At 70.2% G+C, this 24,043-nt stretch carries 21 protein-coding genes; 5 read left to right on the top strand and 16 right to left on the bottom strand.

Going from position 1 to position 24,043, the window contains the following annotated elements:
• Window positions 1-168 precede the first annotated feature (168 nt).
• From RT051_RS06210 to RT051_RS06160, 11 genes are all read right to left on the bottom strand, one after another.
• Window positions 169-336: a hypothetical protein gene (locus RT051_RS06210; RefSeq protein ID WP_313073737.1), complete on the bottom strand. Its 168-nt coding sequence runs from the start codon at window positions 334-336 to the stop codon at window positions 169-171.
• Between the two features lie 148 nt (window positions 337-484).
• Window positions 485-1,513, bottom strand: coding sequence for a porin (locus RT051_RS06205; protein WP_313073734.1), 1,029 nt, complete (start codon window positions 1,511-1,513; stop codon window positions 485-487).
• Between the two features lie 260 nt (window positions 1,514-1,773).
• The gene (locus tag RT051_RS06200) at window positions 1,774-3,465 is read right to left on the bottom strand and encodes an MFS transporter (protein ID WP_313073730.1); all 1,692 of its coding nucleotides are present in this window, start codon (window positions 3,463-3,465) and stop codon (window positions 1,774-1,776) included.
• A gap of 366 nt (window positions 3,466-3,831) precedes the next feature.
• On the bottom strand, window positions 3,832-4,482 hold the full coding sequence (locus RT051_RS06195) for a DsbA family protein (protein WP_313073755.1): 651 nt from the start codon (window positions 4,480-4,482) through the stop codon (window positions 3,832-3,834).
• An 11-nt stretch (window positions 4,483-4,493) separates the two neighbouring features.
• Window positions 4,494-4,760 (bottom strand): DUF1289 domain-containing protein, encoded by a 267-nt coding sequence (locus tag RT051_RS06190; protein ID WP_313073727.1) that lies wholly within the window; start codon window positions 4,758-4,760, stop codon window positions 4,494-4,496.
• Between the two features lie 76 nt (window positions 4,761-4,836).
• Entirely contained in the window at window positions 4,837-5,745 is a 909-nt protein-coding gene (locus RT051_RS06185) for a hydroxymethylglutaryl-CoA lyase (RefSeq protein WP_313073725.1), read from the bottom strand.
• A gap of 261 nt (window positions 5,746-6,006) precedes the next feature.
• Complete coding sequence (locus RT051_RS06180; protein ID WP_313073723.1) at window positions 6,007-8,067, bottom strand: acetyl/propionyl/methylcrotonyl-CoA carboxylase subunit alpha; 2,061 nt, start codon at window positions 8,065-8,067, stop codon at window positions 6,007-6,009.
• A gap of 1 nt (window position 8,068) precedes the next feature.
• Window positions 8,069-8,788 carry a DUF4126 domain-containing protein gene (locus tag RT051_RS06175; protein ID WP_313073720.1) on the bottom strand — a complete coding sequence of 240 codons (720 nt, stop codon included), beginning with the start codon at window positions 8,786-8,788 and terminating at the stop codon, window positions 8,069-8,071.
• Window positions 8,789-8,947: 159 nt separating this feature from the next.
• On the bottom strand, window positions 8,948-9,730 hold the full coding sequence (locus RT051_RS06170; protein ID WP_313073717.1) for an enoyl-CoA hydratase/isomerase family protein: 783 nt from the start codon (window positions 9,728-9,730) through the stop codon (window positions 8,948-8,950).
• A 14-nt stretch (window positions 9,731-9,744) separates the two neighbouring features.
• Window positions 9,745-11,349, bottom strand: coding sequence for a carboxyl transferase domain-containing protein (locus RT051_RS06165; RefSeq protein WP_313073714.1), 1,605 nt, complete (start codon window positions 11,347-11,349; stop codon window positions 9,745-9,747).
• 92 nt (window positions 11,350-11,441) lie between these two features.
• A complete protein-coding gene (locus tag RT051_RS06160) occupies window positions 11,442-13,181 on the bottom strand; it encodes an AMP-binding protein (RefSeq protein WP_313073711.1) in 1,740 nt (579 codons plus the stop codon).
• Between the two features lie 130 nt (window positions 13,182-13,311).
• Here RT051_RS06160 and RT051_RS06155 point away from each other — a divergent pair, with 130 nt between their 5' ends.
• On the top strand, window positions 13,312-14,376 hold the full coding sequence (locus RT051_RS06155) for an AraC family transcriptional regulator (protein WP_313073709.1): 1,065 nt from the start codon (window positions 13,312-13,314) through the stop codon (window positions 14,374-14,376).
• On the opposite strand, the gene RT051_RS06150 is transcribed toward RT051_RS06155, so the two are convergent.
• From RT051_RS06150 to RT051_RS06130, 5 genes are all read right to left on the bottom strand, one after another.
• Window positions 14,369-15,037: an HAD family phosphatase gene (locus RT051_RS06150; protein WP_313073706.1), complete on the bottom strand. Its 669-nt coding sequence runs from the start codon at window positions 15,035-15,037 to the stop codon at window positions 14,369-14,371. The genes RT051_RS06155 and RT051_RS06150 overlap by 8 nt on opposite strands.
• 44 nt (window positions 15,038-15,081) lie before the next feature.
• Window positions 15,082-17,028 (bottom strand): diguanylate cyclase, encoded by a 1,947-nt coding sequence (locus RT051_RS06145; protein WP_313073704.1) that lies wholly within the window; start codon window positions 17,026-17,028, stop codon window positions 15,082-15,084.
• 135 nt (window positions 17,029-17,163) lie between these two features.
• Window positions 17,164-17,586, bottom strand: coding sequence for a YchJ family protein (locus RT051_RS06140; RefSeq protein WP_409520556.1), 423 nt, complete (start codon window positions 17,584-17,586; stop codon window positions 17,164-17,166).
• A gap of 54 nt (window positions 17,587-17,640) precedes the next feature.
• Window positions 17,641-18,771: an acyl-CoA dehydrogenase family protein gene (locus RT051_RS06135; RefSeq protein WP_313073697.1), complete on the bottom strand. Its 1,131-nt coding sequence runs from the start codon at window positions 18,769-18,771 to the stop codon at window positions 17,641-17,643.
• An 82-nt stretch (window positions 18,772-18,853) separates the two neighbouring features.
• Window positions 18,854-19,186, bottom strand: a complete 333-nt coding sequence (locus RT051_RS06130; protein WP_313073695.1) for an STAS domain-containing protein — start codon at window positions 19,184-19,186, stop codon at window positions 18,854-18,856.
• A gap of 100 nt (window positions 19,187-19,286) precedes the next feature.
• Between RT051_RS06130 and RT051_RS06125 the strand changes: the two genes are divergently transcribed.
• The 4 genes from RT051_RS06125 to RT051_RS06110 are packed head-to-tail and all read left to right on the top strand — an operon-like array spanning window position 19,287 to window position 24,039.
• Window positions 19,287-21,053, top strand: a complete 1,767-nt coding sequence (locus tag RT051_RS06125) for a solute carrier family 23 protein (RefSeq protein WP_313073692.1) — start codon at window positions 19,287-19,289, stop codon at window positions 21,051-21,053.
• Between the two features lie 14 nt (window positions 21,054-21,067).
• A complete protein-coding gene (locus RT051_RS06120; protein ID WP_313073689.1) occupies window positions 21,068-21,547 on the top strand; it encodes an ATP-binding protein in 480 nt (159 codons plus the stop codon).
• Between the two features lie 42 nt (window positions 21,548-21,589).
• Window positions 21,590-22,297, top strand: a complete 708-nt coding sequence (locus RT051_RS06115) for a carbonic anhydrase (RefSeq protein WP_313073686.1) — start codon at window positions 21,590-21,592, stop codon at window positions 22,295-22,297.
• Between the two features lie 17 nt (window positions 22,298-22,314).
• Window positions 22,315-24,039, top strand: coding sequence for a solute carrier family 23 protein (locus RT051_RS06110; RefSeq protein ID WP_313073683.1), 1,725 nt, complete (start codon window positions 22,315-22,317; stop codon window positions 24,037-24,039).
• Window positions 24,040-24,043: the final 4 nt, after the last annotated feature.

Here is a 24,043-nt window from a genome sequence, read left to right as displayed (position 1 = left end):
AAATTCTAGGAAAACAACAAAACCTTGGGGCGCGTGTGCGTCATCGCCCCGTTCGGCCCCCGGCCGGGAGCGCAAGCGGCGCAGGCCAGGTGCCTTTTGCTCGCCCGGATGGAAAAAACCCGCGAGAGCCGGAGCTTTCGCGGGTTTCGGGGGCGGGGGCGAGGACAGTCACTTCTGCGGCGCACTGCCGGCAGCGGGCGGCACCGGGGCCGGCTCGGCCTGCAGCGTCTCGGTGCCGTGCTTTTCGCCGCTCATGTCGATCTGGTCGCCGGCTTGCATGATGACGAACAGGGCAAGGGCGGCAAACACGGCGAACCCCACGACGATTTTCCACATGCTGATCTCCTGAAATGGATGGTTGGTGGCTGGATGCGGGCACGCGGCCACAAAAAAGGCCCCACACATGTGTGTGAGGCCTCGTGGCTGCAAGCCCGACCGCCATTGGATCAGGCCAGCATTGCGGGCAGCTTACGCTGCCGCGGCATCAGAAGTTGTGGCGCACGCCCACGGCGAAGGAGCTGAAGTTGTCGCCTGCAACGCCGGACATGTAGCTGGCACCGGCCTTGTTGTCCACCTTGGTGTAGAAGGCGTAGGCCTTGGTGCGCTTGCTCAGGTTGTAGTTGTAGCCCAGGGTCCACTGCGTGGCGGCGGAGTCGGGGATGTTGCTCCACTTGGCAGCGCGGCCCACGTTGGCGTGGATCTCGGAAGCGCCGATGGCGTACATGGCGGCCAGGCGGTAGTTGTTGCGCGTACCTGCCCGCTCTTCGTCGTTGCGCTGGTAGTAGCCACCGATGGTGAACTGGCCCAGGGTGTAGAGGCCACGCAGGGAAGCCTGCCAGTTGCTGTCCACGCGGCTGTAGCCCGCGCCCAGCTGCACCGCGCCGATGTTGTAGTTGGCGGCCAGGTCGTAGCCGTACTTGGCGGCGGCCAGGGTCGCCTCGCGCTCATGCATGGACACGGCCGCGTCCACCGTGAAACCGCCGAAGCTGGGGGTGCGGTAGCCGAGCTTGTTCTTGGTGCTCAGGGCGGTCTCGCCCCTGGGGGCGTTGAAGCGGCCGAACCACACCGGGTCCTGGTAGAAGGCGTCCGACGAGGTGCCCGTGTCATGGTTGTGCATGCTCACGTAGTCGGCCGAGGCGTAGTACGACTCGGGCGTGAAGTTGCCCAGGCGCAGCATGCCGAAGCCACCCGACAGGTTCACTTCGCTCTGGCGGGCGAAGGTCATGCCGCCCTTGTTGTCGCCGTGGGTCCAGCCCGAGCCGGCACCGTCGTCGGAGTTGAAGCCCGATTCCAGCACGAAGCCGGCCTTCAGGCCGCCGCCCAGGTCCTCCACGCCACGGAAGCCGATGCGCGAGGAGTTGTTCACCATGCGGGTGACACTGGTGTCGCCGGTCTTCTGGCGCTCCACGGAGGTGTTGACGCGGCCGTACAGCGTCACGCTGCTCTGGGCGAAAACGGCGGAGGTGCCCAGCAGGGCCACGGCTGCCAGCAGCAGACGGTTTGCTTTTTGCATTTGAATTCCTTGGTTGCTTGTGTGCATCGGGTGGTAGGCACCGCTTGCCGCCGGCTTCGGGCGGGGAGCACATGTGCGACTACGGCGCGGATTCTAGGGCGCCCGTCTGACAGGCAGAAGGGAAAACCTGTGCTGAACGCCGCGAGTGACGCGCGCCCGCCACACCTGGTGCCAGGACGCGAAAACGGGCCCGCAATGGGCCCGTCCTGCAAGGGGCGCAGGCGCCAACGGGGGCCTGCGGCGCGTGAAGGGTCGTTCGCTCAGTCGTCGGCGTAGATGTCCACGTCTTTGGTCTCGGGCAGGAACAGCGTGCCGATCACCGCCGTCATGCCGGCGATCACGATGGGATACCACAGGCCGCTGTACATGTTGCCGGCCGAGGCCACCAGGGCGAACGAGGTGGTGGGCAGCAGGCCGCCGAACCAGCCGTTGCCGATGTGATACGGCAGGCTCATGGAGGTGTAGCGGATGCGGGTGGGAAACAGCTCGACCAGCATGGCGGCGATCGGGCCATAGACCATGGTCACCAGGATCACCAGGTAGGTCAGGATGACCAGCATCATCAGCTTGTTCATCTTGGCCGGGTCAGCCTTGGTGGGGTAGCCGCCCAGCTTCAGGTCCTCGGCCATTTCCTTCTTGAAGGCGGCGATGGCAGTGGCGCTGGCCTCGTCGAACTTGTGGTTGACCACGGTGCCCACGGGAGCGGTGACGATCTTGTCGCCGATCTTGACCACGGCGGGCGAGCCTGCGGGGCCGGCCACGTTCTCATAGCTCACCGAGTTCTGCACCAGGTAGCGCTTGGCGATGTCGCACGAGCTCTTGAAGTCGATCTCGCGGGCCACGGGGTTGCCCTGGAAGGAGCAGGTGGCGGGGTCGGCCGTCACCACCACGCCGGCGTTGGCCTGGGCGTGGGCCAGGTCGGGGTTGGCGGCTTCGGTCAGGGCCTTGAAGACGGGGAAATAGGTCAGCACGGCCAGAACGCAGCCGAGCATGATGATGGGCTTGCGGCCGACCTTGTCCGACAGCGAGCCGAAGATCACGAAGAAGGGCGTGGCGATCAGCAGGGCCGCGGCGATCATCAGGTTGGCCGTGATGGCGTCCACTTTCAGCTGCTGCGTCAGGAAGAACAGCGCGTAGAACTGGCCCGTGTACCACACCACGGCCTGGCCGGCGGTCAGGCCCACCAGCGCCAGGATCACGATCTTCAGGTTCTTCCACTGGCCGAAGGACTCGGACAGAGGTGCCTTGGAGGTCTTGCCCTCGGCCTTCATCTTCTGGAAGGCAGGCGACTCGGACAGGGACAGGCGGATCCACACCGACACGCCCAGCAGCAGGATGGAGACCAGGAACGGGATGCGCCAGCCCCAGTCGTTGAACACCGCTTCACCCATGATGGTGCGGGTGCCCAGGATGACCAGCAGCGACAGGAACAGGCCCAGCGTGGCCGTCGTCTGGATCCACGAGGTGTAGGCGCCGCGGCGGCCGTTGGGCGCGTGCTCGGCCACGTAGGTGGCGGCGCCGCCGTATTCGCCGCCCAGGGCCAGGCCCTGCAGCATGCGCAGCACGATCAGAATGACCGGTGCCGCCATGCCGATGGAGGCATAGGACGGCAGCACGCCCACGATGAAGGTGGACACGCCCATGATCAGGATGGTGACCAGGAAGGTGTACTTGCGGCCGATCATGTCGCCCAGGCGGCCAAAGACCAGCGCGCCGAAGGGCCGCACCAGGAAGCCCGCGGCAAACGCCAGCAGCGCGAAGATGAAGGCGGCGCCAGCGTCCAGGCCGCTGAAGAACTGCTTGGCGATGATGGCCGCCAGGGAGCCGTAGAGGTAGAAGTCATACCACTCGAACACGGTGCCGAGGGATGAGGCGAAGATCACCTTCTTTTCTTCCGGCGACATCGGCCGGGGCGCGGCCTTGGCGGCCAGCGGGGCGGTGGTGGTAGCCATGGGTACTGTCTCCTGCGTAGGGATGGAGGTCAAAACGGGGGCGCGGTGCGCACCGAAAACGGTCAACGACAAGCGAGGGCGGCGCACTCTGCGGTGCCTGGCTTCGCAATATCGATGGGCCGTCTGACCGAAAACTGACAGTCCCGAAAAGGTTGACGGGGCCAGCACTTACACGGATCTGACAACATCAGGTGAAACCCTGATGCGGCATTTTTTGATGCGGAAAATGCCCACGCTTTGACCTGCCAAAACCGCGTCTGCCCCAGGTTTTCGGGGCTTTCCGGGCGGCCGCGACCTCAGGGTTAGCCCGGGCTAGGAAAAACCCTGGTGCGTATCGGGTCACCCACGGGCGGGTGCCCAGCGGCCTCAGCCGCGCGCCGGCGGCAGGCCGAAAGGCAGGTGGTGCGCCGCATCCCAGGCCGGCCCGTCGAACCAGCCGTCGCCCGCCAGGCAGGCGCGCAGCATGGGCAGGCTGTCCAGGCCCCAGAACAGGCGGCCCTCCGCCTCGAAGGTGGGCACGCCGAAGACGCCGCGCGCGGCCGCCGCGTCGGTGTTGGCGCGCAGCAGGGACCGGGCCCGCCCGCCTTCGGGGTCGGGGCGGGTCTGCTCGGCCAGCAGTTCGGCCAGAGCGTCCAGCCGCGCCGGGTCGAGCGCGTCGTGCCCGCCCTGCCAGACGTGGCGCAGCACGCTGCCCGCGACGAAACGGTTGACGCTGCCGTCGTCGCTGCACGCCAGCGCCAGGCGCAGCAGCGGCAGGGGGTTGAAAGGGTGGCGCGCCGGCAGGTCCAGCCCGCAGCCCAGGGCGTGGCCCAGCCAGGCGACGTGGCGCAGCGTCCAGTCGCGCTTGGGCGCGATGCCCACCGGGCCGGGGTTGCCGTGCTGCTGCAGCAGGGCCCCCAGCAGCACGGGGCGGTAGCTGACGTGGCAATGCAGGCCTTCGAGTTCCCGCGGCAGCCGCTCGAAGGCCAGCCAGGCGTAGGGGGAGACGAAGTCCAGGTAGCAGGTGACGTGCTGCATGGCGGATGCGGTCATGGCCCGGCCAGCTCCTCGGGCAGCGCCAGGCCCGCGCGCGTGAGCAGCGCGGCCCAGATGGCGCGGCGCTGCGGCGCCTCGGCGCGCGACCAGGCGCGGATTTCGTCGATGCTGCGAAAGCACCCCTCGCAATGGCTGCGGTCGGGCGTCATGCGGCAGACGGAGACGCAGGGCGAAGGCAGGGGCTCGGTCGATTCAGGGTCAAAATGGCTTGCAGCCCTTACCTGGCCAAGGCGTTCAGCTATCAATAAGGAAGCGTTCATGGGGCGACAGTCTGCACCATGCCAGGCAGGGCTGCCTGCGGCGCGGGGGTCGGCGGGGTGGCGTGGGGCATGGCGCTCACCCGGCCCGCTTGTTGAGCAGCGCCGTGGCCACGCGCGAATTGGGCTTGCGGCCCAGGAAATCGCTGATGAACACGCCCGCGTCCACCAGCCGGTCCAGATCAATGCCGGTCGCTATGCCCATGCCGTGCAGCATGAAAACCAGATCTTCGGTGGCGACATTGCCGGTCGCGCCCTTGGCGTAGGGGCAGCCGCCCAGGCCGGCGATCGATGACTGGAAATTCCACACGCCCAGCTGCAGCGCCGCCAGCGTGTTGGCCAGCGCCTGGCCGTAGGTGTCGTGGAAGTGGCCGGAGATCTGGTCGATGCCGTAGTGCTGCTGCGCCGCCTCGATGGCGCGCTGCACCGCCAGCGGCGTGCCCACGCCGATGGTGTCGGCCACGTCGACGCGCTCGACGCCAATGCCCTTCATCAGCCCGGCCAGGTAGGCCACGCGCCCGGGGGCGATGTCGCCCTCGTACGGGCAGCCGACGGTGCAGCTCATGGCGCCGCGCACGGCCACGCCGGCGGCGCGCGCCGCCTCGACCACCGGGGCGAAGCGCTCGATGCTCTCGGCGATCGAGCAGTTGATGTTCTTCTGGCTGAAGGCCTCGCTGGCCGCGCCGAAGACCACGATCTCGTCGGGCCGGTCCTGCGCGGCAGCTTCCCAGCCCTTGAGGTTGGGCGTCAGCACCGAGTAGCGCACGCCTTTCTTGCGTCCGATGGCCTGCATGACGGCGTGGTTGTCGGCCATCTGCGGCACCCACTTGGGCGAGACATAGCTGGTGACCTCGATCTCGGCGAGGCCCGCGTCCTGCAGGCGCTGCACCAGGCCGATCTTGATGTCGGTGGGCACAGGCTGCTTTTCGTTTTGCAGGCCGTCGCGCGGGCCTACGTCGATGAGGTTCACACGGGTGGGCAGGGGCATGGGGTGGGTCCTTGGCAGCGGGGCGTGCGGCGGCTCTTGGGTTAGAGGTGGAATCAGGCTTTTACCCTTGTGGGATAAGCGTTGACAGCTATCGAAAACAGGATTGATCTGCGAGGTTTCTCACTCCTTCCCCCTCTGGGGGAGGGCTGGGGTGGGGGCCAGCGCGGCTTCAGATACAGCCACGGCACCCATCGCCAGACGGCCCCCATCCCCACCTTCCCCAGGGGGGAAGGAGCGAAAACCGGGGGCGGCTGACCATGCTCACTCCTGCGCCAGCCGCAGCAGCTCCGCGCCCTCGGCCACCTGGTCGCCCGGGGCGTAGAGCAGCTCGGCCACCACGCCATCGGCCGGGGCGGCGATGGTGTGCTCCATCTTCATGGCCTCCATGACGGCCAGCGGCTGGCCCTTGCTGACCTTGTCGCCGGCCTGCACGGCAAACGACACCACCTTGCCCGGCATGGGCGCCGTCAGCCGCCCGCCTTCGCTGGCAGTCTCGCCGGCGTGGGCCAGGGGATCGACCACGGCGATGCGCGCCGCGCCCTGCGGCGTGAAGACCTCCAGCGCCTCGCCCTGGGCATAGACTCGGACGCGCGTGCGCTGGCCGGCGAACTGCAGGTCCAGCGCGCCGTCGGCCAGCGTGGCAAAGGCCAGGTCGCCGGCGCTGGCGTTCTCGCTGCCGTCCTCGCCCGTGCCCACCGACAGGCGGTGCGCTGCGCCGGCCTGGCCATAGCTCAGCCAGGCCGTGGCCGGCTGGCCGCGGAAGTCGAAGTCGAAGCGCCGGCGGCTCTCCAGCAGGCCGCGCCAGCCGTCGCGCTGGCTGAACGGGTCGCCGGCCACGACGCCGGCCTGCTCGCGCGCCAGGGTCTGCGCCACGGCAGCGGCGGCGGCCAGCGGCAGGCCGACCTTGTCCTGGTCGAACAGCACGGCGGCCTCGCGCTGGATCAGCGCGGTGTCGAGCTGGGCGCGCCGGAAGGCGTCGCTGCGCACGACGTGGCGCAGAAACTGTACGTTGGTCGCCAGGCCGACGATGTGCGTCTGCGCCAGCGCATCGTCGAGCCGCGCCAGCGCCTGCTCGCGTGTCTCGCCGTGCACGATCAGCTTGGCGATCATGCTGTCGTAGAACGGGCTGATGGCGTCGCCTTGGCGCACGCCATCGTCGATACGCGGCCTGGCACTCGTGCCCTTCATGTTCTGGCGCTCGAAGGCCGTGCATTCCGGCTTGGCGTACACCGCAAGCTGGCCGGTGGCGGGCAGGAACTGGTTGTCCGGGTTCTCGGCGCAGATGCGCGCCTCGATGGCGTGGCCGGTGATTTGCAGCTCGTCCTGGCGTTTGGGCAGCGGCTGGCCGGCCGCCACGCGCAGCTGCCACTCCACCAAGTCTTCGCCGGTGATGGCCTCGGTCACCGGGTGCTCGACCTGCAAGCGGGTGTTCATTTCCATGAAATAGAACTTCATGGCCTCGGGCTGGTCGTAGCCGCCCGGCTGCTCGACGATGAACTCCACCGTGCCGGCGCCGACATAGCCCACGGCCTGGGCCGCCGCCACCGCCGCTTCGCCCATCTGGCGGCGCAGCTCGGGCGTCATGCCGGGCGCGGGGGCTTCTTCCAGCACCTTCTGGTGGCGGCGCTGCACCGAGCAGTCGCGCTCGAACAGATAGACCACGTTGCCCTGGGTATCGCCAAAGACCTGGATCTCGATGTGGCGCGGGCGCAGGACGTATTTCTCGACCAGCACGGCGTCGTTGCCAAAGCTGTTGATGGCCTCGCGCTTGCACGAATCGAGCGCGGCGGCGAAGTCCTCGCTCTTTTCCACCAGCCGCATGCCCTTGCCACCGCCGCCGGCGCTGGCCTTGATCAGCACCGGGTAGCCGATGCGGTCGGCCTCGCGCTGCAAGAGCTGCGGGTCCTGGTCCTCGCCCTGGTAGCCGGGCACCAGGGGCACGCCGGCCTTGTCCATCAGGCGCTTGGATTCGGCCTTCAGCCCCATGTCGGCAATGGCCGACGCCGGTGGGCCGATGAAGACCAGGCCGGCCTCGGCACAGGCGCGGGCGAAGTCTTCGTTTTCGGACAGAAAGCCGTAGCCCGGATGGATGGCCTGGGCACCGGTGGCGCGGGCGGCGTCGAGGATGCGCTCCCAGCGCAGATAGCTGTCCTTGGGCGCGCTGCCACCAATGTGCACGGCCTCGTCGCAGGCGGCGACGTGCTTGGCATGCGCGTCGGCGTCGGAATAGACGGCAACGGTCTTCACGCCCATGCGCCGCGCGGTGGCAGCGACTCGGCACGCGATCTCGCCACGATTGGCAATCAGGATTTTTTGAAACATGTCAGGCCACCTTGGCAGAACCGGAAAACAAAGAGGACATGCGCCGCAGCACGGCGCGCAGGAATTTGACGAGCATCACCAGCAGCAGTGCGGACAGCAGCAGCATCAGCGCCAGCGCGATGCCGAACATGAGCGGGTGCTGCGTGGCCAGCCAGACCACGGCGACGACCAGGCCGTCCTCGAAGAAAGACAGGCCCCAGTTGGAAAACGGCTCGGGCGAGGTGTTCACGGCCGCGCGCGTGGTCATCTTGGTGGCCAGCGCCGTGGCCGACAGCGATCCGCCCAAGAGCGCCGCCACCACAGCCATGGTGGCGCTGTCGGCGCTGAACACGCCCGCCGCCAGCGCCACACCCGCCGGCACGCGGATGAAGGCGTGCAAGGCGTCCCAGGCGCTGTCCAGCCAGGGGATCTTGTCGGCAAAGAACTCGACCAGCAGCATCAGGCCGCTCGTGCCCAGCACCGCCGGATGCATCAGCACGGCCAGGCCCGCCGGCAGCGCCAGCCAGCCCAGCGCGCCCAGGCTGCCGACGATGAAGACCACCGCATACAGCCGAAAGCCGCTGGCCCAGCCCAGGGCGGCGGCCAGCGCCAGCAGGCCGGGCATGTCCAGCTGCTGCGTGGCGCGCGCCGCGCCCTCGGCCACGGCGCGCGAGGTGCTCGCATCGACGTGCAGGCCAATGGTGTGCAGCCATTGGACGAGGGAGAGCCAGAGCTGATCCATGGGTCAGGCGCCTCACAGGTCAGAGCCTGCCCGGCTCCCTCCCCCTTTGGGGGAGGGCTGGGCTGGGGGCCAGCGACGGTGATGCCGGCAGCCTCGGCCCGCTGTGCCGACCGGCCCCCATCCCAACCTTCCCCCAGAGGGGGAAGGAGCAAACCCCACTCACGCCAGCCACCCCGGCTTGCGTTTTTGCAAGAACGACTGCACGCCCTCGCGCCCCTCGTCGCTGGCGCGGATGTCGGCAATGCCCGCCACCGTGGCGGCGATGAGCTGCGCGTCGATCGCGCGCTCGGCCACGTCCTGCACCAGGCGCTTGCAGCCGCGCACGGCATTCGGGCTGGCGCTGGCCAGCGCCTTGGCCAGCGCATCGACGGCGGCATCGAGCTGGTCGGCTACCACCACCTGATGCACGAAGCCGATGCGCAGCGCCTCGGCGGCGTCGAAGCGCTCGGCGGTCAGGAAGTAGCGGTGCGCCGCACGCGCGCCCATGGCGCGGATGACGTAGGGACTGATGGTGGCCGGGATCAGGCCCAGCCGGACTTCGGACAGGCAAAAACCCGCCGTCTCCACGCTCACCGCCATGTCGCAGGCGGCGACCAGCCCCATGCCGCCGGCATAGACGTCGCCCTGCACGCGGGCGATCGTCGGCTTCTCGCACTCGTAGATCACGCGCAGCATCTCGGCCAGCTTGGCGGCGTCCTGGAGGTTTTCCGCGCGCGTGTAGTCCGCCATGCGGCGCATCCAGTTCAGGTTGGCACCGGCGCAGAACGCCGGGCCTTCCGCCGCCAGCACGATGGCGCGCACATCGGCGCGCGCACCCACCTCGGTGAAGGCAGCGGTGATCTCGGCGATGACCTCGTCGCTGAAGGCGTTGCGCACCTCGGGCTGGGTCAGCGTGATGCGGGCGATGGCGCCCGCTTGCGTGATGGACAGGTTCTGGCTCATGGCAGCGCCCGGGTTTACATGCGGAAGATGCCGAACTTGACGTCGGCAATCGGCGCATGGCGCGCCGCCGCCAGGCCCAGCGCCAGCACGCGGCGCGTGTCGGCGGGGTCGATCACGCCGTCGTCCCACAGGCGTGCGGTGGCGTAGTAAGGGTGGCCCTGGTCCTCATATTGCTGGCGGATCGGCGCCTTGAAGGCTTCTTCCTCCTCGGCCGACCACTGGCCGCCCTTGCCCTCGATGCCGTCGCGGCGGACGGTGGCCAGCACGCTGGCGGCCTGCTCACCGCCCATCACGCTGATGCGCGCGTTCGGCCACATCCACAGAAAGCGCGGCGAATACGCGCGCCCGCACATGCCGTAGTTGCCCGCGCCAAAGCTGCCGCCAATGATGACGGTGAACTTGGGCACATTGGCCGTGGCCACGGCCGTCACCAGCTTGGCGCCGTGGCGTGCGATGCCTTCGTTCTCCACCTTGCGCCCGACCATGAAGCCGGTGATGTTCTGCAAAAACACCAGCGGTATCTTGCGCTGGCAGCACAGCTCGATGAAGTGCGCGCCCTTGACGGCCGATTCGGAAAACAGGATGCCGTTGTTGGCGATGATGCCCACCGCCATGCCCTCGATGCGCGCGAAGCCGCACACCAGGGTCGAGCCAAAGCGCGCCTTGAACTCGTCGAACTCGCTGCCGTCGACGATGCGGGCGATGATTTCGCGCACGTCAAAGGGCTTGCGCGTGTCCGTGGGGATCACGCCGTACAGCTCTTCCGCTGCAAAATTGGGAGCTGCCGGCGTCGGTCCCTCAAGGGTTTGCGGCCGATTTCGGTTCAGATTCTTGACTGCGGCCCGGGCCAGGGCCAGCGCGTGCATGTCGTTCAGCGCCAAGTGGTCGGCCACGCCCGACAGGCGCGTGTGCACGTCGCCGCCGCCCAGGTCCTCGGCGCTCACCACCTCGCCCGTGGCGGCCTTGACCAGCGGCGGGCCGCCCAGAAAGATGGTGCCCTGTTCCTTGACGATGATGGTCTCATCACTCATGGCCGGCACGTAGGCACCGCCCGCCGTGCAACTGCCCATGACCACGGCAATCTGCGCGATGCCCTGCGCGCTCATGTTGGCCTGGTTGTAGAAGATGCGGCCGAAGTGGTCGCGATCGGGGAAGACCTCGTCCTGGTTGGGCAGGTTGGCACCGCCCGAGTCCACCAGATAGATGCACGGCAGGCAGTTTTGCTGCGCTATTTCTTGCGCGCGCAGGTGCTTCTTCACCGTCATGGGGTAGTAGGTGCCGCCCTTGACGGTGGCGTCGTTGCACACGATCAGGCAGTCGGTGCCGGCCACGCGGCCGATTCCGGCGATCATGCCGGCGCCGGGCGCGGCGTTGTCGTACATATTGAGCGCGGCCAGCGGCGCGATCTCCAGGAACGGCGTGCCGGGGTCGAGCAGGTTCATGACCCGGTCGCGCGGCAGCAGCTTGCCGCGCGCCAGGTGCTTGGCGCGGGCCGCCTCGCCGCCGCCCTGGGCGACACGTTCGAGCTGGGCGCGCAGGTCATCGACGAGCTGGCGCATGGCGGCGGCATTGGCCTGGAAGTCGGCGGAGCGCGGATTGAGTTGGGTGTCGAGGATCATGGGGTTTCAGTGGCTGAATTGGAAAACATGGCAGGCGGGGCCAACGCTCCCTCGCCCCCGCAGGGGGAGAGGGTGCAAAACCGCGGGGCGGCTCACGCGGTGCGCGCCTCCTCCAGCCCCAGCTCTTCCTTCATCACATCGCGGATCTTGAATTTCTGGATCTTGCCGGTCACGGTCATGGGAAATTCCTGCACGAAGCGGATGTAGCGCGGCACCTTGTAGTGCGCGATCTGGCCCTTGCAGAAGTCGCGGATGTCGTCCTCGGTGGGCGCGGCGCCGGGCTTGGCGATGATCCAGGCGCACAGCTCCTCGCCCAGGCGCTCGTCGGGCACGCCGACCACCTGCACGTCCTGCACCAGCGGGTGGCGGTACAAAAATTCTTCGATCTCGCGCGGGTACAGGTTCTCGCCGCCGCGGATCACCATGTCCTTGATGCGGCCGACGATGTTCACGTAGCCCTGCTCGTCCATGGTGGCCAGGTCGCCGGTGTGCATGAAGCCGTCGCCATCGATGGCCTCGCGCGTCTTTTCCGCGTCGCCCCAGTAGCCGTGCATCACCGAGTAGCCGCGCGTGCACAGCTCGCCGCTCGTGCCCGCGGGCACGACGGCGCCGGTTTCCGGGTCGATGATCTTGATCTCCAGGTGCGGCTGCACCGTGCCGACGGTGGACACGCGCTTTTCCAAGGGCGTATCGACACTGCTCTGGCAGCTGACCGGGCTGGTCTCGGTCATGCCGTAGGCGATGGTGATCTCGGACAGGTGCATCTCGCTGACCACGCGCTTCATGACCTCGGTCGGGCACGGCGAGCCGGCCATGATGCCGGTGCGCAGCGTGCTCATGTCGAACTCGGCAAAGCGCGGGTGGTCCAGCTCGGCGATGAACATGGTCGGCACGCCGTGCAGGCCGGTGCAGCGCTCGGCCTGCACGGCCTCAAGCACCGTGAGCGCATCGAACCCGTCGTTGGGGTAGACGATGGTTGCGCCATGCGTGAAGCAGGCCAGGTTGCCCAGCACCATGCCAAAGCAGTGGTACAGGGGCACGGGGATGCACAGCCGGTCCTCGGGCGTGAGGCGCATGCACTCGCCGATGAAGAAGCCGTTGTTCAGGATGTTGCGGTGGGTGAGCGTCGCGCCCTTCGGGAAGCCCGTGGTGCCGCTGGTGAACTGGATGTTGATGGGGTCGGTGTTCCTGAGCTGCGCGGCAATGTCGTCCACGCGCGCATCCTGCGGGTCGCCGCGCTCCATCAGGCCGGAAAACCGCAACATGCCGGCCTGCTCGTCGCCCTGGCCGGCCACGTCGATCCAGACCACGGCACGCAGCTGGGGCAGGCGCCTGGCCGCCAGCTTGGCCGGCAGGCACAGGGCCAGCTCGGGCGCCAGCTCGCGCAGCATGCCCAGATAGTCGCTGGTCTTGAACTGCGCCATGGTCACCAGCGCCTTGCAGCCGACCTTGTTCAGCGCGTACTCGACCTCGGCCACGCGGTAGGCCGGGTTGATGTTGACCAGCACCAGGCCGACCTGTGCCGTCGCCAGCTGCATCAGCACCCACTCGGCGTTGTTGTGCGACCAGATGCCGACCCGGTCGCCCGGCGCCAGCCCCAGGCCCAGCAGCGCGCTGGCCAGGCGCCGTGCCTGGCGGTGCAGCTCGGCGTAGCTGTAGCGCAGGCCCTGGTGGCGGCTGACCAGGGCCTCGCGCGTGCCCTGGCGGCGCGCCATGTCGGCGAAGAAGTCGCCGATGGTCTGCTCGATCAGCGGCACGTCGGTGGCGCCGCGGGCGTGGCTCAAGGCGTAGGGCGGCTGGGTGGGCGGGGCGGGGGCGTGCAGGTCCGGCATGCGGAAGGTCTCCAGGTAAGCGCCTGCGCAGGCGGCGGGGCGGACGGGGGCGCGTGCGCAAGGCCGACGGGCAGCATACGCCCGCGGCGCTCCCGGATGGGGCCAGCAAGGTTGCAATAATTGCCACATCATGTACACCCCTTCCCTGCCCGCCCAGCACCCGGGGGCGTCCCGCCAGGGCGCCGTCGCGGCCACGCCCATGGCGTTCGTGCAGGCCGTGGTGCAGGCCTATGACCGGCGCGGGCTGGACGCGCGCGGCGTGCTCGAGCGCTCGCGGATCACGCCAGCGGCGCTGGCCGACCCGGCAGCGCGCATCACCGCCTGGCAGATGGAGACCCTGTGCGACGGCGCCATGCGCGAGCTCGACGACGAGGCGCTGGGCTGGTTCTCGCGGCCCCTGCCCTGGGGCAGTTACGGCATGCTGGCGCGCGCCTCGCTCGGCGCGCCGAACCTGGGCCTGGCGCTGGCGCGCTGGTGCCGCCACCACGGCCTGCTGACGCAGGACATCACGCTGCACCTGTCGGAGGACGGCGCGGGCCACGCCGTGCTGGCGGTCGTCGAGGCCGCTGCCCTGGGCACGCTGCGTGAGTTCTGCCTGGTCTCGGTGCTGCGCAACGCGCTGGGCCTGGCCAGCTGGTTCATCGACTCGCGCCTGCCGGTGCTGGGCGCGCGCTTTCCCTTCCCCGCGCCGCAGCATGCCGACGCCTACCGCGTGCTGTTCGCCGGTGCGACGCAGTTCGGGGCGCAGGACGCGGCCGTGTGGTTCGACGCGCGCTACCTGCAGCTGCCGCTGGTGCGCGACGAGGCGGCCATGAACCGCATGCTGCAGCACGCGCTGCCGCTCACGGTGCGCCAGTACCGGCGCGACCGCCTGCTGGTGCAGCGCGTGCGCCAGCTGCTGGCGCAGGCGCCCGAGGCCCCGCACAGCGGCCCGAGCGTCGCCGAGGCGCTGCACCTGTCGCCGCGCACGCTGCACCGCCAGCTCGCGGCCGAGGGCGCGGCGCTGCAGCAGCTCAAGGACGAGGCGCGGCGCGCGCACGCCATCGAGCTGCTGCAGCGCAGCGACCGGCCCATCAAGCAGGTGGCGCAGGCCGCGGGCTTTGCCAGCGAGAAAAGTTTCATCCGCGCCTTCCGGGCCTGGACGGGGCAGGCGCCGGGGGCGTTCCGCCAGGCGGCACGCCAGCCGGTCAGGTGACGAGGCCCGGCAGTTCGCGCATGTCGCCGATGACGTGCACCGCCCCGGCCGCGCGCAGCGCCTCGGGCGAGCCGTGGCCGCTGCCGCCCGGGCTGTAGCCGACCACGGTGGCGCCGGCGGCCACGCCCGCGGCCACGCCGGTGACCGTGTCCTCCACCACCAGGCAGCGCGCCGGCGGCACGCCCACGGCGGCGGCCGCCGCCAGATAGACGTCGGGCGCGGGTTTGGTGGCCGGCATTTCATGGCCGCTGAAGACGCGCCCGGCAAACAGCGGCGCCAGGCCCACCTGCGCGAGCTGCATCTCGACCTTCTGCCGGTCCGCGCCGGACGCGCAGGCGATGCGCCCGGCCAGCGCCCCATGCACCGCCCGCACGGCTTCGATGGCGCCCGCGATGGGCTGCAGCTCGGCCACCAGGCGGGTGTTGCGCCGGGCGTAGAACTCGGCCATCCAGGCGTCGGTCACGGGCCGGCCGGTGCGCGCCTCGATCAGCGCGGCCTCGCTGCGCACGGTCTTGCCGATGAAGGTGGCCATGCAGGCCTCGGGCGTGATCGGCCAGCCGGCCTCGTTCAGCATGGCGCACAGCACGCCGTTGGTGATGGGCTCGCTGTCCACCAGCACGCCGTCGCAGTCGAACAGCACGGCATCGAATCGTCCTTCCATCCTTCGCTCTTCCTTTCTTTATCGTTTCGCCAGGCCCCGCCCGGTCAGCGGGGCGAAGCCGCGGGCGCTGCGCCGGCCGCCAGGGCCGGGGCGCCATGCAGGGCTTGGCCGCAGTCCGGCCCGTAGGCGACGGCGCGGTCGCGCCCCAGCTGCTTGGCCCGGTACAGGGCCGCGTCGGCCTGCTGAAACAGCACCAGTGCCGCATCCACGCCGTCCCGCGCCGCGTCCTGCAGCTCCTGCGGGTGGGCACAGGCCACCCCGAAACTCAGGGTGACGGCCGGGCCGCAGCCCGGCGCATGGTCGATGGCCAATGCGCGCACGGCGGCGCGCAGCCGCTCGGCCACGGCCAGCGCCTGCGCCATGTCGTTGCCGGGCAGCAGCACGGCGAATTCCTCGCCGCCGTAGCGCGCCACCATGTCGCTGGCGCGGCCCGCGCTGGCTGCCATGGCCTGTGCGAGCTGCTGCAGGCAGCGGTCGCCCGCGATATGGCCGAAATGGTCGTTGAAGGCCTTGAAATGGTCCACGTCCACCATCAGCAGGGCCAGGGGCAGGCCGGCTCGGCGCGCCCGCGCCCACTCCTGCCCCATGCGCTCATCCAGGGCAAGCCGGTTGGCCAGCCGGGTCAGCGGGTCGATGCGCACCTGTGCCTCCAGCGCCGCGCGGTAGCGCTCGAGCTGCTCCTCGGCCCGGCGGCGCTCGCTGATGTCCTGCACGGTGCCGGTCATGCGCGAGCGGGAGGCGCCGCCATCGCCGCCCGTCTCGGCACGTGTCTCCAGCCAGCGCACCGGCGCGCCGTCCAGCGGCAGGATGCGGTACTGCACCGTCAGGGCGCTGCCCTGCTCGACGGCCGCGCCGTGCTCGGCCAGCGTGCGCTGGCGATCCTGCGGGTGCAGCGCGGAGATCCACTGGCGCAGGGTCATCCGCGCCTGCGGCGGCAGCCCGAAGATGGCATTGGCCATGGTGGACATGGCGAACATGCGCTGCTCGGGGTCGTAGGCGAAGTAGCCGATGTGCGCCGCGCGCTGGGCGGCCTCCAGCCACAGCAGGTTCTGCTGCAGGTCCTGCTGGAAGGCGCGCTCGCGGCGCCGCGCCTGCCACTGCCACAACAGGGCCGCGCCCCCCAGCAGCGCCAGTGCCAGGGTGGTGAACAACGCCAGCGCCAGGCGCTCGCGGCGCTCCATGCCGGTCAGGGCCTCGGCCGTGTCGATCTTGGAGACCACGATCCAGCTGCTGTCGGGCACCGGGCTGGCCACGGCCAGCACCTGCTCGCCGCGATAGTCGCGCCCCTCGATGGTGCCCGGGCCGCCGCCGTTGGCCAGGGCCAGGTCCACGCTCACGTTGCCGGTGGCCTGCAGGGGCAGCGCCAGCGTGGCCGGGTCGCCGTCGTGGTGGCGCAGCGGGCTTAGGAAGACCAGCTGCCCGCCCCGGCGCTCGACCAGCAGGGCCTCGCCCGAGCGGCTGACGTGCGGCCAGTTCTGCAAAAAGGTGTAGAGCGTGGCGCGCGCGTCCAGCACCAGCCAGACCGCGCCCACCGCCCGGTGCTCGTCATACAGCGGCACCAGCAGCCCGATGCGTGGAAAGTCGTAGGGCCGGCTGCGCGCGAGGCCGGTCATCACCGGCCGCGCCCGCTCGCGGGCCAGCTGCAGCGCGTGCAGCTCCTGCGCCGGCAGCTCGCTGCCGTCCAGGGCGCCTTGCGGGCCCAGGTGCTGGCGGCCGCGCAGGTCCACCAGCACGACATCGGCGTACTGCAGGCGTTCGAGCAGGGCGTGCAGGCGCTGGCGCAGCTGTTCCTCGCGTTCGGCCGTGGGCTGGTCCTGCCAGTGCGCCACGGCATCGCCCAGCAGCGTGTCATCGGACAACAGCGCCGCCTCGGCCATGCGCCGCTGGCGCCACTGCGCCACGCTGTCGACCTGCAACTGGTTGATGGCGCGCAGGCCGCTCTCGACCAGGTCGCGAAAACCCTGCTCACGCTGCAGGTAGAGGCTGTGCACGCCCCATCCGGCCAGCAGAAGCAGCAGCAGCGCCCCCACCGGTAATGCCCGCCACCAGGCGCGTGGCCACGCGCCTGCGAGGGAGGAGGTTTGGGCAAGACGGCGCATCGGAGACGGATGCTGGCGGGAGGCCCCTCATGCGCTTTCGCGCGGGGCGCCCTGGCGCGCAAGCATATCCCCATCGACGTAATACCACCGGCCTTTTTCGCGCACGAAACGGCTGCGCTCGTGCAGCCGCCAGGCGCGCCCGCCGGGGCCGCGCTGGCGGGCGACAAATTCGACCTCGGCGCGGTCCGGCTGCGGCGTCCAGTGGCCGCGCACCTGCACGCCCAGCCAGCGCACGCCGGGCTCGAAATAGACCGCGGCCGGCCGGTGCGAGGCATGCCAGGTGGCCAGCAGGTAGTCGCCGCGCTCCAGCACGAAGGCGCTGTAGCGCGAGCGCATCAGGCTCTGCGCGTCGGGCGCGGGGCAGGCGGCGAAGTGCTCGATGTAGCGGCCGCAGCAGTCCGCGTAAGGCCGGCCCTGGCCACAGGGGCAGGGAAAGGAGGCCGGTGGCAACGTCACGGTGGTGGTGCGCCGGCGCGCGTGATTGCAGGCGGCGCGGCGGGCCGTTCAGGCCAGCGCGCGGGCGATGATGATCTTCTGCACGTCGCTGGTGCCCTCGTAGATCTGGCACACGCGCACGTCGCGGTAGATGCGCTCGACCGGGAAGTCATTGACCACGCCATAGCCGCCCAGGGTCTGGATGGCGGCGCTGCACACTTTTTCCGCCATCTCGCTGGCGAACAGCTTGGCCATGGCGGCTTCCTTCAGGCACGGCCGGCCGGCGTCGCGCAGGCTGGCGGCGTGCCAGATCAGCTGGCGCGCAGCCTCGATCTGCGTGGCGCACTCGGCCAGGCGAAAGCCCACCGCCTGGTGGTTGAAGATGGGCTGGCCGAATGCCTCGCGCTCCTTGCTGTACTGCAGGGCAAATTCGAACGCCGCGCGCGCCATGCCCACGCTTTGGGCGGCAATGCCGATGCGCCCGCCCTCCAGCGCGCTCAGGGCAATCTTGTAGCCCTCGCCCTCGGCGCCGATCAGGTGGGCGGCCGGGATGCGGCAGTCGTCGAAGTTGATCTGCGCCGTGTCGCTGCTGTGCTGGCCGAGCTTGTCCTCCAGCCGCGCCACGACATAGCCTGGCGCGTCCGTGGGCACCAGGAAGGCGCTCATGCCGCGCTTTCCGGCGGCCTTGTCGGTCACGGCGATCACGATGGCCACCTGGCCGTTCTTGCCGCTGGTGATGAACTGCTTGACGCCGTTGATGACGTATTCGTTGCCCTCGCGCACTGCCGTGGTGCGCAGCGCCGAGGCGTCGGAGCCGACGTGCGGCTCGGTCAGGCAGAACGCCCCTAGCATCTCGCCGCGCGCCAGGGGCGCGAGCCACTGCTGCTTCTGCTGCTCGTTGCCATAGCGCATCAGGATGGCGTTGACCGGGCAGTTGGTGACGCTGATCGCCGTGCTGGTGCCGCCGTCGCCGGCGGCGATTTCTTCCAGCACCAGTGCCAGGCTGACGTAGTCCAGGCCGGCGCCGCCATATTCCTCGGGCACGCAGATGCCGTAGGCGCCCAGCTCGGCCAGGCCGCGGTGCACGTCATGCGGAAACGCGTGCGTGCGGTCCCACTCGGCCGCGTGCGGCGCGATCTGCCCCTGCACGAATTCGCGCATGGCGTCGCGGATCATCTCCTGGTCCTGGGTCAGCAGCATGGCATCCTCGGGATGGTTTTTGCAGTCAAAAAGACCGCCAGCCCGCGCCATTCAAGGGCGAGCAGCTATGAAAAATGAAACGTCAGAAGCGCGCCAGCGCCTCGGCGCGCGTGGGCTCGACGTTCAGGATGGCCAGGAAGCCGCTGATGTCGAAGACCTCGCGCACGTGCGGCTGCATGCCGCACAGCACCAGCTGGCCGCCCTCGGCCTTGAGCCGCTTGGCCAGCACCAGCACCACGCGCAGGCCGGCGCTGGAGATGTAGTCCAGCGCCGAGAAGTCCAGCACCAGGTTGATTGCGCCCCCATCGACCAGCGCCAGCACGTCGGCTTCGATGGCCGCCGCGTTGGCACTGTTGATCTGCCCCTGCAGGGTGACGATGTGGGCTCGGTCCGTGGTTTCAGTGGTGATGGGCATGGGGAAGATATCCAGAAAAGGACAGGCATTGTTATCGCAGAATGCACGTCGTCGCGATGATAGCGCGGCGCACTTTTGCTTCTGCCCGCCACCCTCGCCCATGCCCCTGCCCACCCTGCGCCTGCCTGCCCTGCCCGTGCGCCGCCGCCCGCCCGAACTGGTCTATGCGGCCGGCGAACGCCCGCCGGCAGGCGCGCTGGCGCTGCTGGCGGCGCAGCACGCGGGCACGGCCATGGCCTTCATCGCCTACGTGCTGGTGGCCGCCCGGCTGGCCGGCCTGGACCGCCCGGGCACGCAGGCCATGGTCGCCATGACGCTGCTGGGCATGGCGCTGTGCACTGCCCTGCAGGCCTGGGGCGGGCGCTGGGGCTCGGGCGCGCTGCTGGTGCACATGCCCGACCCCTTCATGATCACCTTCGCCGCTGCGCTGATCGCCGCGCACGGCCCCGGCGGCCTGGCCGGCGCGGCGCTGGTGCACGGCACCACGGCCCTGGTGCTGGCGCCGCTGGTGCGCCGCCTGCGCCCGGTTTTTCCGCCCACCGTGGTCGGCGTGGTCATCTGCATGGGCGGCATCGCGCTGGCGCCGCCCTCGGCGCGCAGCATCCTGGGCGTGGGCGGGGGGCAATGGAGCATCGACGGCGCCAGTGCCCTGATGGGCGGGCTCACCATGGCCAGCATCGTGGTGATGTCGCTGTGGGGCGGGCGGCTGCGCCTGATGGCGCTGCTGGGCGCCATCGCCCTGGGCGTGGGCGTGGCGGCGCTGCTCGGGCGCCTGGAGGGCGGCGAGGCCCTGGCCGGCGTGCCCCTGATCGACCTGCCCCGCGTGAGCACGCCGGTCTTCGCCCTCGACCCCGGCCTGCTGGTGGCGCTGGTGCTGGTGGCGGTGCTCACCCAGCTCGACACCCTGGGCAGCGTCACCATGATGGACAAGATGGATGACGCCGACTGGAAGCGCGCCAACATGCAGATGGTCGCCGGCGGCATCAAGGCCAACGGCGTGGGCGACCTGGCGGCGGGCATGCTGGGCAGCTTCCCGACCTGCGTGTGCTCGGCCAATATCGCGCTGGCCTATGCCACGCGCTCGACGGCGCGCGTCATCGGCCTGGGCGCGGCGCTGCTGCTGGCGCTGGTGGCCTTCCTGCCGCAGCTGACCATGGCGCTCACGCTGATCCCCGAGCCGGTGCTGGGGGCGGTGGGCCTGTACGCCGCGGCCTTCCTGATGGTCTCGGGCATGGAGCTGGTGGTCTCGCGCGCGCTGGACAACCGGGCCATCTTCGCGGCCGGCCTGTCGCTGGCCGCCGGCGTGGCGCTGATGGAGATGCCGCAGCTGGCGCAGCAGCTGCCCGAGGGGCTGCGCTTCCTGCTGGGCAACCCTTTCGTCGTCACCGGCATGCTGGTCATCACGCTGAACCTGGTGTTTCGCCTGGGCACGGCGCAGCGCGCGACGCGGCCGCTGGACGCCGCCAGCGCGGCGCTGCATACCGACATCACCGGCTTCGTCGAGTCGCGCGGAGCCGCCTGGGGCGCGCGCCGCGCCGTGGTGCAGCGCGCCGCGCTGGCCGCGTTGGAGGCGGCCGAGGCCATTGCCAGCGCCAGCGGACAGCGGCGCGTCACGGCCATCCGCGGCAGCTTCGACGAATTCAACCTGGACCTGGAGCTGCTGCACAGCGGCGCGCCCCTGTCCCTGGCCGAGGGCCGTGTCTCGACGCCGGCGCAGCTGCTGGAGGGCGACGACGACGCCCTCGACGCGGCACTGGCCCAGGTCTCCGGCCTGCTGCTGCGCCACCTGGCCGACCGGGTGAGCGCCAGTGCAGGCAGCGGCAGCGACACCGGCCAGTCGGTGCTGCGGCTGCACTTCGAGCATTGACCCCAAGGCGCGCCATGCCCCCTGCCAGCACCGAAACGCAGCTCCCTCCCTGGACCGCCGAACCCGCCCGGCTCGCGCCCGGCAGCGGCATGCCGGCCATTGCCCTCGCCCTGGCCTGGCTGGAGGCCCTGGGCGAGCAGCAGGGCTGGCCGCCCAAAACCTTGTTCGCGCTCACCCTGTGCGCCGACGAGGCCCTGACCAATATCGTGCACCACGCCCGGCGCCCGGACGGCCGGCAGGCCGAGCTGTGGCTGGCCTGCGGGCACGTGCCCGGGGGCCTGGCCCTGTGCATCGAGGATGACGGCGCCGCCTTCGATCCCACGGCGCAGCCGCCGCCGCAGCTGGCCGAGTCGCTGCACGAGGCCGTACCGGGCGGCCACGGTCTGCGCCTGATGCGCCACTACCTGCGCCGCCTGCGCTACTGGCGCGCGGACGGGCGCAACGTGCTGCTGCTGGAGCTGGACCTGTCCGGGCCGGCAGCCGTCACCCCCTGACCCTTTTCCCCAAACGCCCTTTCTTCATATCGGGAGTCCACCTTGAACCATCCCACGCACGACCACACCACGGACGGCGCCTGCCGCGACATCAGCCACCTGCTGCAGGGCATACGGCGCTTCCGCCAGCGCTTCTACGAAGACAACCGCGAGCTGATGCAGCGCCTGGTGGACAAGGGCCAGGCGCCCCCGGCGCTGGTCATCTCCTGCAGCGACTCGCGCGTGGACCCGACGCTCCTGTCGGATGCCGAGCCGGGCCAGCTGTTCGTGGTGCGCAACGTGGCCAACCTGGTGCCGCCCTACGACCCGGCGCACCACTTCGACGGCGCCGGCGCGGCCATCGAGTACGCCGTGCGCGACCTGAAGGTGGACCACATCATCGTGCTGGGCCACGCGCACTGCGGCGGCATCAAGGCCATGCTGGGCGCCGCCGGCGGCCAGTGGCCCGAGCGCGACTTCATCGGCCGCTGGGTGTCCATGGCGCTGGACGCCAGCCGCCTGCACCTGTCGGACAAGGACGAGCAGGGCCAGCCCGTGCAGGTCTCGCTCGAGCGCCTCAAGGACAACCCCGCCCTGGTCGAGCGCGCCTCGGTGGCGGGCTCGCTCAAGCGCCTGCTGTCCTACCCCTGGGTGCGCGAGCGCGTGGACGCCGGCACCCTGGTGCTGCACGGCTGGTGGTTCGACCTGGACACGGGCGACCTCTGGGCCACCGAGCCCGGCAGCACGCAGCTGATGCCCGTGCTCGACTGACCCGCCAAGGCCCCGGCATGCGTCGCCCGGACAACATCGCCTTCGGCGTCCACGACTGGCTGCCGCCCCGGCTGGCACTCGGGCTGGCGCTGCAGCAGCTGGCCTTCCTGGGCGGGCTGATGGTCATTCCGGGCATCTACGCCCGCACCCTGGGCCTGGTCGGGCACGAGGTTTTCCTGAACCTGGTCTCGACCACGCTGCTGGTCTCGGCCCTGGTCATCTGGCTGCAGGTGCGCACCCTGGGCCAGGTGGGCACGGGCTATTACTACCCGCTGCAGGCCACGGGCGCAGTGCTGCCAGCCATGTACCTGGTGGGCAACCTGCCGGGCGCGGGCCCCGAGGCGGTGTTCGGCATGGTCTGGGTGGTGGGGCTGTCGCAGATCGGCTTCAGCTTTCTGATCATGCGCCTGCGCAATGTCTTCACCGCCGAGGTCTCGGGCGTGGCCGTGATGCTGATCGGCCTGGGCCTGGGGGCCCTGGGCCTGCAGCAGATGTTCGGCCTGAGGAGCCAGGGCGAGCCGCTCACCGCCCCGGCGCTGGCCGCCGGCGGCCTGGCGCTGGCCACCATGGTGGGCTGCAACGTCTGGGCGCGCGGGCTGCTCAAGCTGATGGCGCCCCTGGCCGGGCTGCTGGTGGGCCTGGGCCTGGGCCTGGCACTGGGCCTGGTGCCCGAGCGGGTGCAGGCCTGGCAGGCGCTGGGCTGGCTGCGGCTGCCGCAGCTGCCAGTGTTCGGCTGGCGCTTCGAGGCGGGTGCCATCGTGCCCTACATGATCACCGGCTTCGCGCTGGCGCTGACCTCCCTGGGCACCCAGACCATCGTGCAGCGCAGCATCGATGCCGACTGGGTGCGCCCGCACCTGCGGGCGCTGGCGCGCGGCGTGCGCGCCGAGGGCATTGCCCACCTGTTCGCCTCGCTCATCAACGCCCTGCCCCTGGCCGCCAGCGGCGGCGCCGTGAGCCTGGCCGCGGCCTCGGGCAGCGCCAGCCGCTACCTGGGCTACTGGACGGCGGCGCTCCTGCTGCTGGCGGCGCTGGTGCCGCGCCTGATCGGCGTCTGGCTGCTGCTGCCGGCGCCGGTGATGGGTGCGCTGCTGCTCTACCTGGGCGCCTTCACCACCCTGAGCGGCCTGCAGCTGATTGCCTCGCGCATGCTGGACAACCGCCGCGTGCTGGCCGTCGGCCTGGGCCTGGTGGCGGGCACCGGGGCGGCCTTCATCCAGCCGGCCATCCACGCCCTGTGGCCGGCGCTGGAATACGTGGCCCTGTCAGGCCTGGCGATTGGGGTGTGCGTGACGGTGCTGCTGGCGTCGCTGTTTCGCATCGGCCTGCGCCAGGGCACGCGCCGGCGCTTCGCGCTGGCGCAGGCGACCCTGGACGACATCACCAAGTTCCTGGAGGGCCAGGGCCGGCTGTGGGGCTCGCGCCCCGAGCCTGTGCGCCGCGCCGAGCTGGTGGGTTGGCAGGTGGTGGAGGCGCTCACGGCGCACCACCTAGTGGCGCCGGAGTCGGGAGAGATCGAGATCGAGACGGGCTTTGACGAATACATCTTCACCCTGATCGTGCGCTACCGCGGCCGCCCCCTGCCCCTGGCCAAGGAGCCGCCCAGCGCCGAGGCCCTGATGGCCAGCACCGAAGCCGAGCTGCAGATGTCGGGCTACCTGGTGGGGCGCTCGGCCCACAGCGCGCGCGCCAGCAGCGGCGCCGACGGCCTGTGCGTGCTGCGCCTGACGTTCGAAAATTGATATA

This window comes from Melaminivora sp., assembly GCF_032059615.1.
Taxonomy (GTDB): domain Bacteria; phylum Pseudomonadota; class Gammaproteobacteria; order Burkholderiales; family Burkholderiaceae_C; genus Melaminivora.
This window is presented reverse-complemented; position numbering and strand designations above follow the sequence as displayed.

Bases quoted from the DNA above. Each gene is read 5' to 3' on its own strand.
- RT051_RS06210 (WP_313073737.1), bottom strand. From the start codon at position 336: ATGTGGAAAATCGTCGTGGGGTTCGCCGTGTTTGCCGCCCTTGCCCTG.
- RT051_RS06205 (WP_313073734.1), bottom strand. From the start codon at position 1,513: ATGCAAAAAGCAAACCGTCTGCTGCTGGCAGCCGTGGCCCTGCTGGGC.
- RT051_RS06200 (WP_313073730.1), bottom strand. From the start codon at position 3,465: ATGGCTACCACCACCGCCCCGCTGGCCGCCAAGGCCGCGCCCCGGCCG.
- RT051_RS06195 (WP_313073755.1), bottom strand. From the start codon at position 4,482: ATGCAGCACGTCACCTGCTACCTGGACTTCGTCTCCCCCTACGCCTGG.
- RT051_RS06190 (WP_313073727.1), bottom strand. From the start codon at position 4,760: ATGAACGCTTCCTTATTGATAGCTGAACGCCTTGGCCAGGTAAGGGCT.
- RT051_RS06185 (WP_313073725.1), bottom strand. From the start codon at position 5,745: ATGCCCCTGCCCACCCGTGTGAACCTCATCGACGTAGGCCCGCGCGAC.
- RT051_RS06180 (WP_313073723.1), bottom strand. From the start codon at position 8,067: ATGTTTCAAAAAATCCTGATTGCCAATCGTGGCGAGATCGCGTGCCGA.
- RT051_RS06175 (WP_313073720.1), bottom strand. From the start codon at position 8,788: ATGGATCAGCTCTGGCTCTCCCTCGTCCAATGGCTGCACACCATTGGC.
- RT051_RS06170 (WP_313073717.1), bottom strand. From the start codon at position 9,730: ATGAGCCAGAACCTGTCCATCACGCAAGCGGGCGCCATCGCCCGCATC.
- RT051_RS06165 (WP_313073714.1), bottom strand. From the start codon at position 11,349: ATGATCCTCGACACCCAACTCAATCCGCGCTCCGCCGACTTCCAGGCC.
- RT051_RS06160 (WP_313073711.1), bottom strand. From the start codon at position 13,181: ATGCCGGACCTGCACGCCCCCGCCCCGCCCACCCAGCCGCCCTACGCC.
- RT051_RS06155 (WP_313073709.1), top strand. From the start codon at position 13,312: ATGTACACCCCTTCCCTGCCCGCCCAGCACCCGGGGGCGTCCCGCCAG.
- RT051_RS06150 (WP_313073706.1), bottom strand. From the start codon at position 15,037: ATGGAAGGACGATTCGATGCCGTGCTGTTCGACTGCGACGGCGTGCTG.
- RT051_RS06135 (WP_313073697.1), bottom strand. From the start codon at position 18,771: ATGCTGCTGACCCAGGACCAGGAGATGATCCGCGACGCCATGCGCGAA.
- RT051_RS06130 (WP_313073695.1), bottom strand. From the start codon at position 19,186: ATGCCCATCACCACTGAAACCACGGACCGAGCCCACATCGTCACCCTG.
- RT051_RS06125 (WP_313073692.1), top strand. From the start codon at position 19,287: ATGCCCCTGCCCACCCTGCGCCTGCCTGCCCTGCCCGTGCGCCGCCGC.
- RT051_RS06120 (WP_313073689.1), top strand. From the start codon at position 21,068: ATGCCCCCTGCCAGCACCGAAACGCAGCTCCCTCCCTGGACCGCCGAA.
- RT051_RS06110 (WP_313073683.1), top strand. From the start codon at position 22,315: ATGCGTCGCCCGGACAACATCGCCTTCGGCGTCCACGACTGGCTGCCG.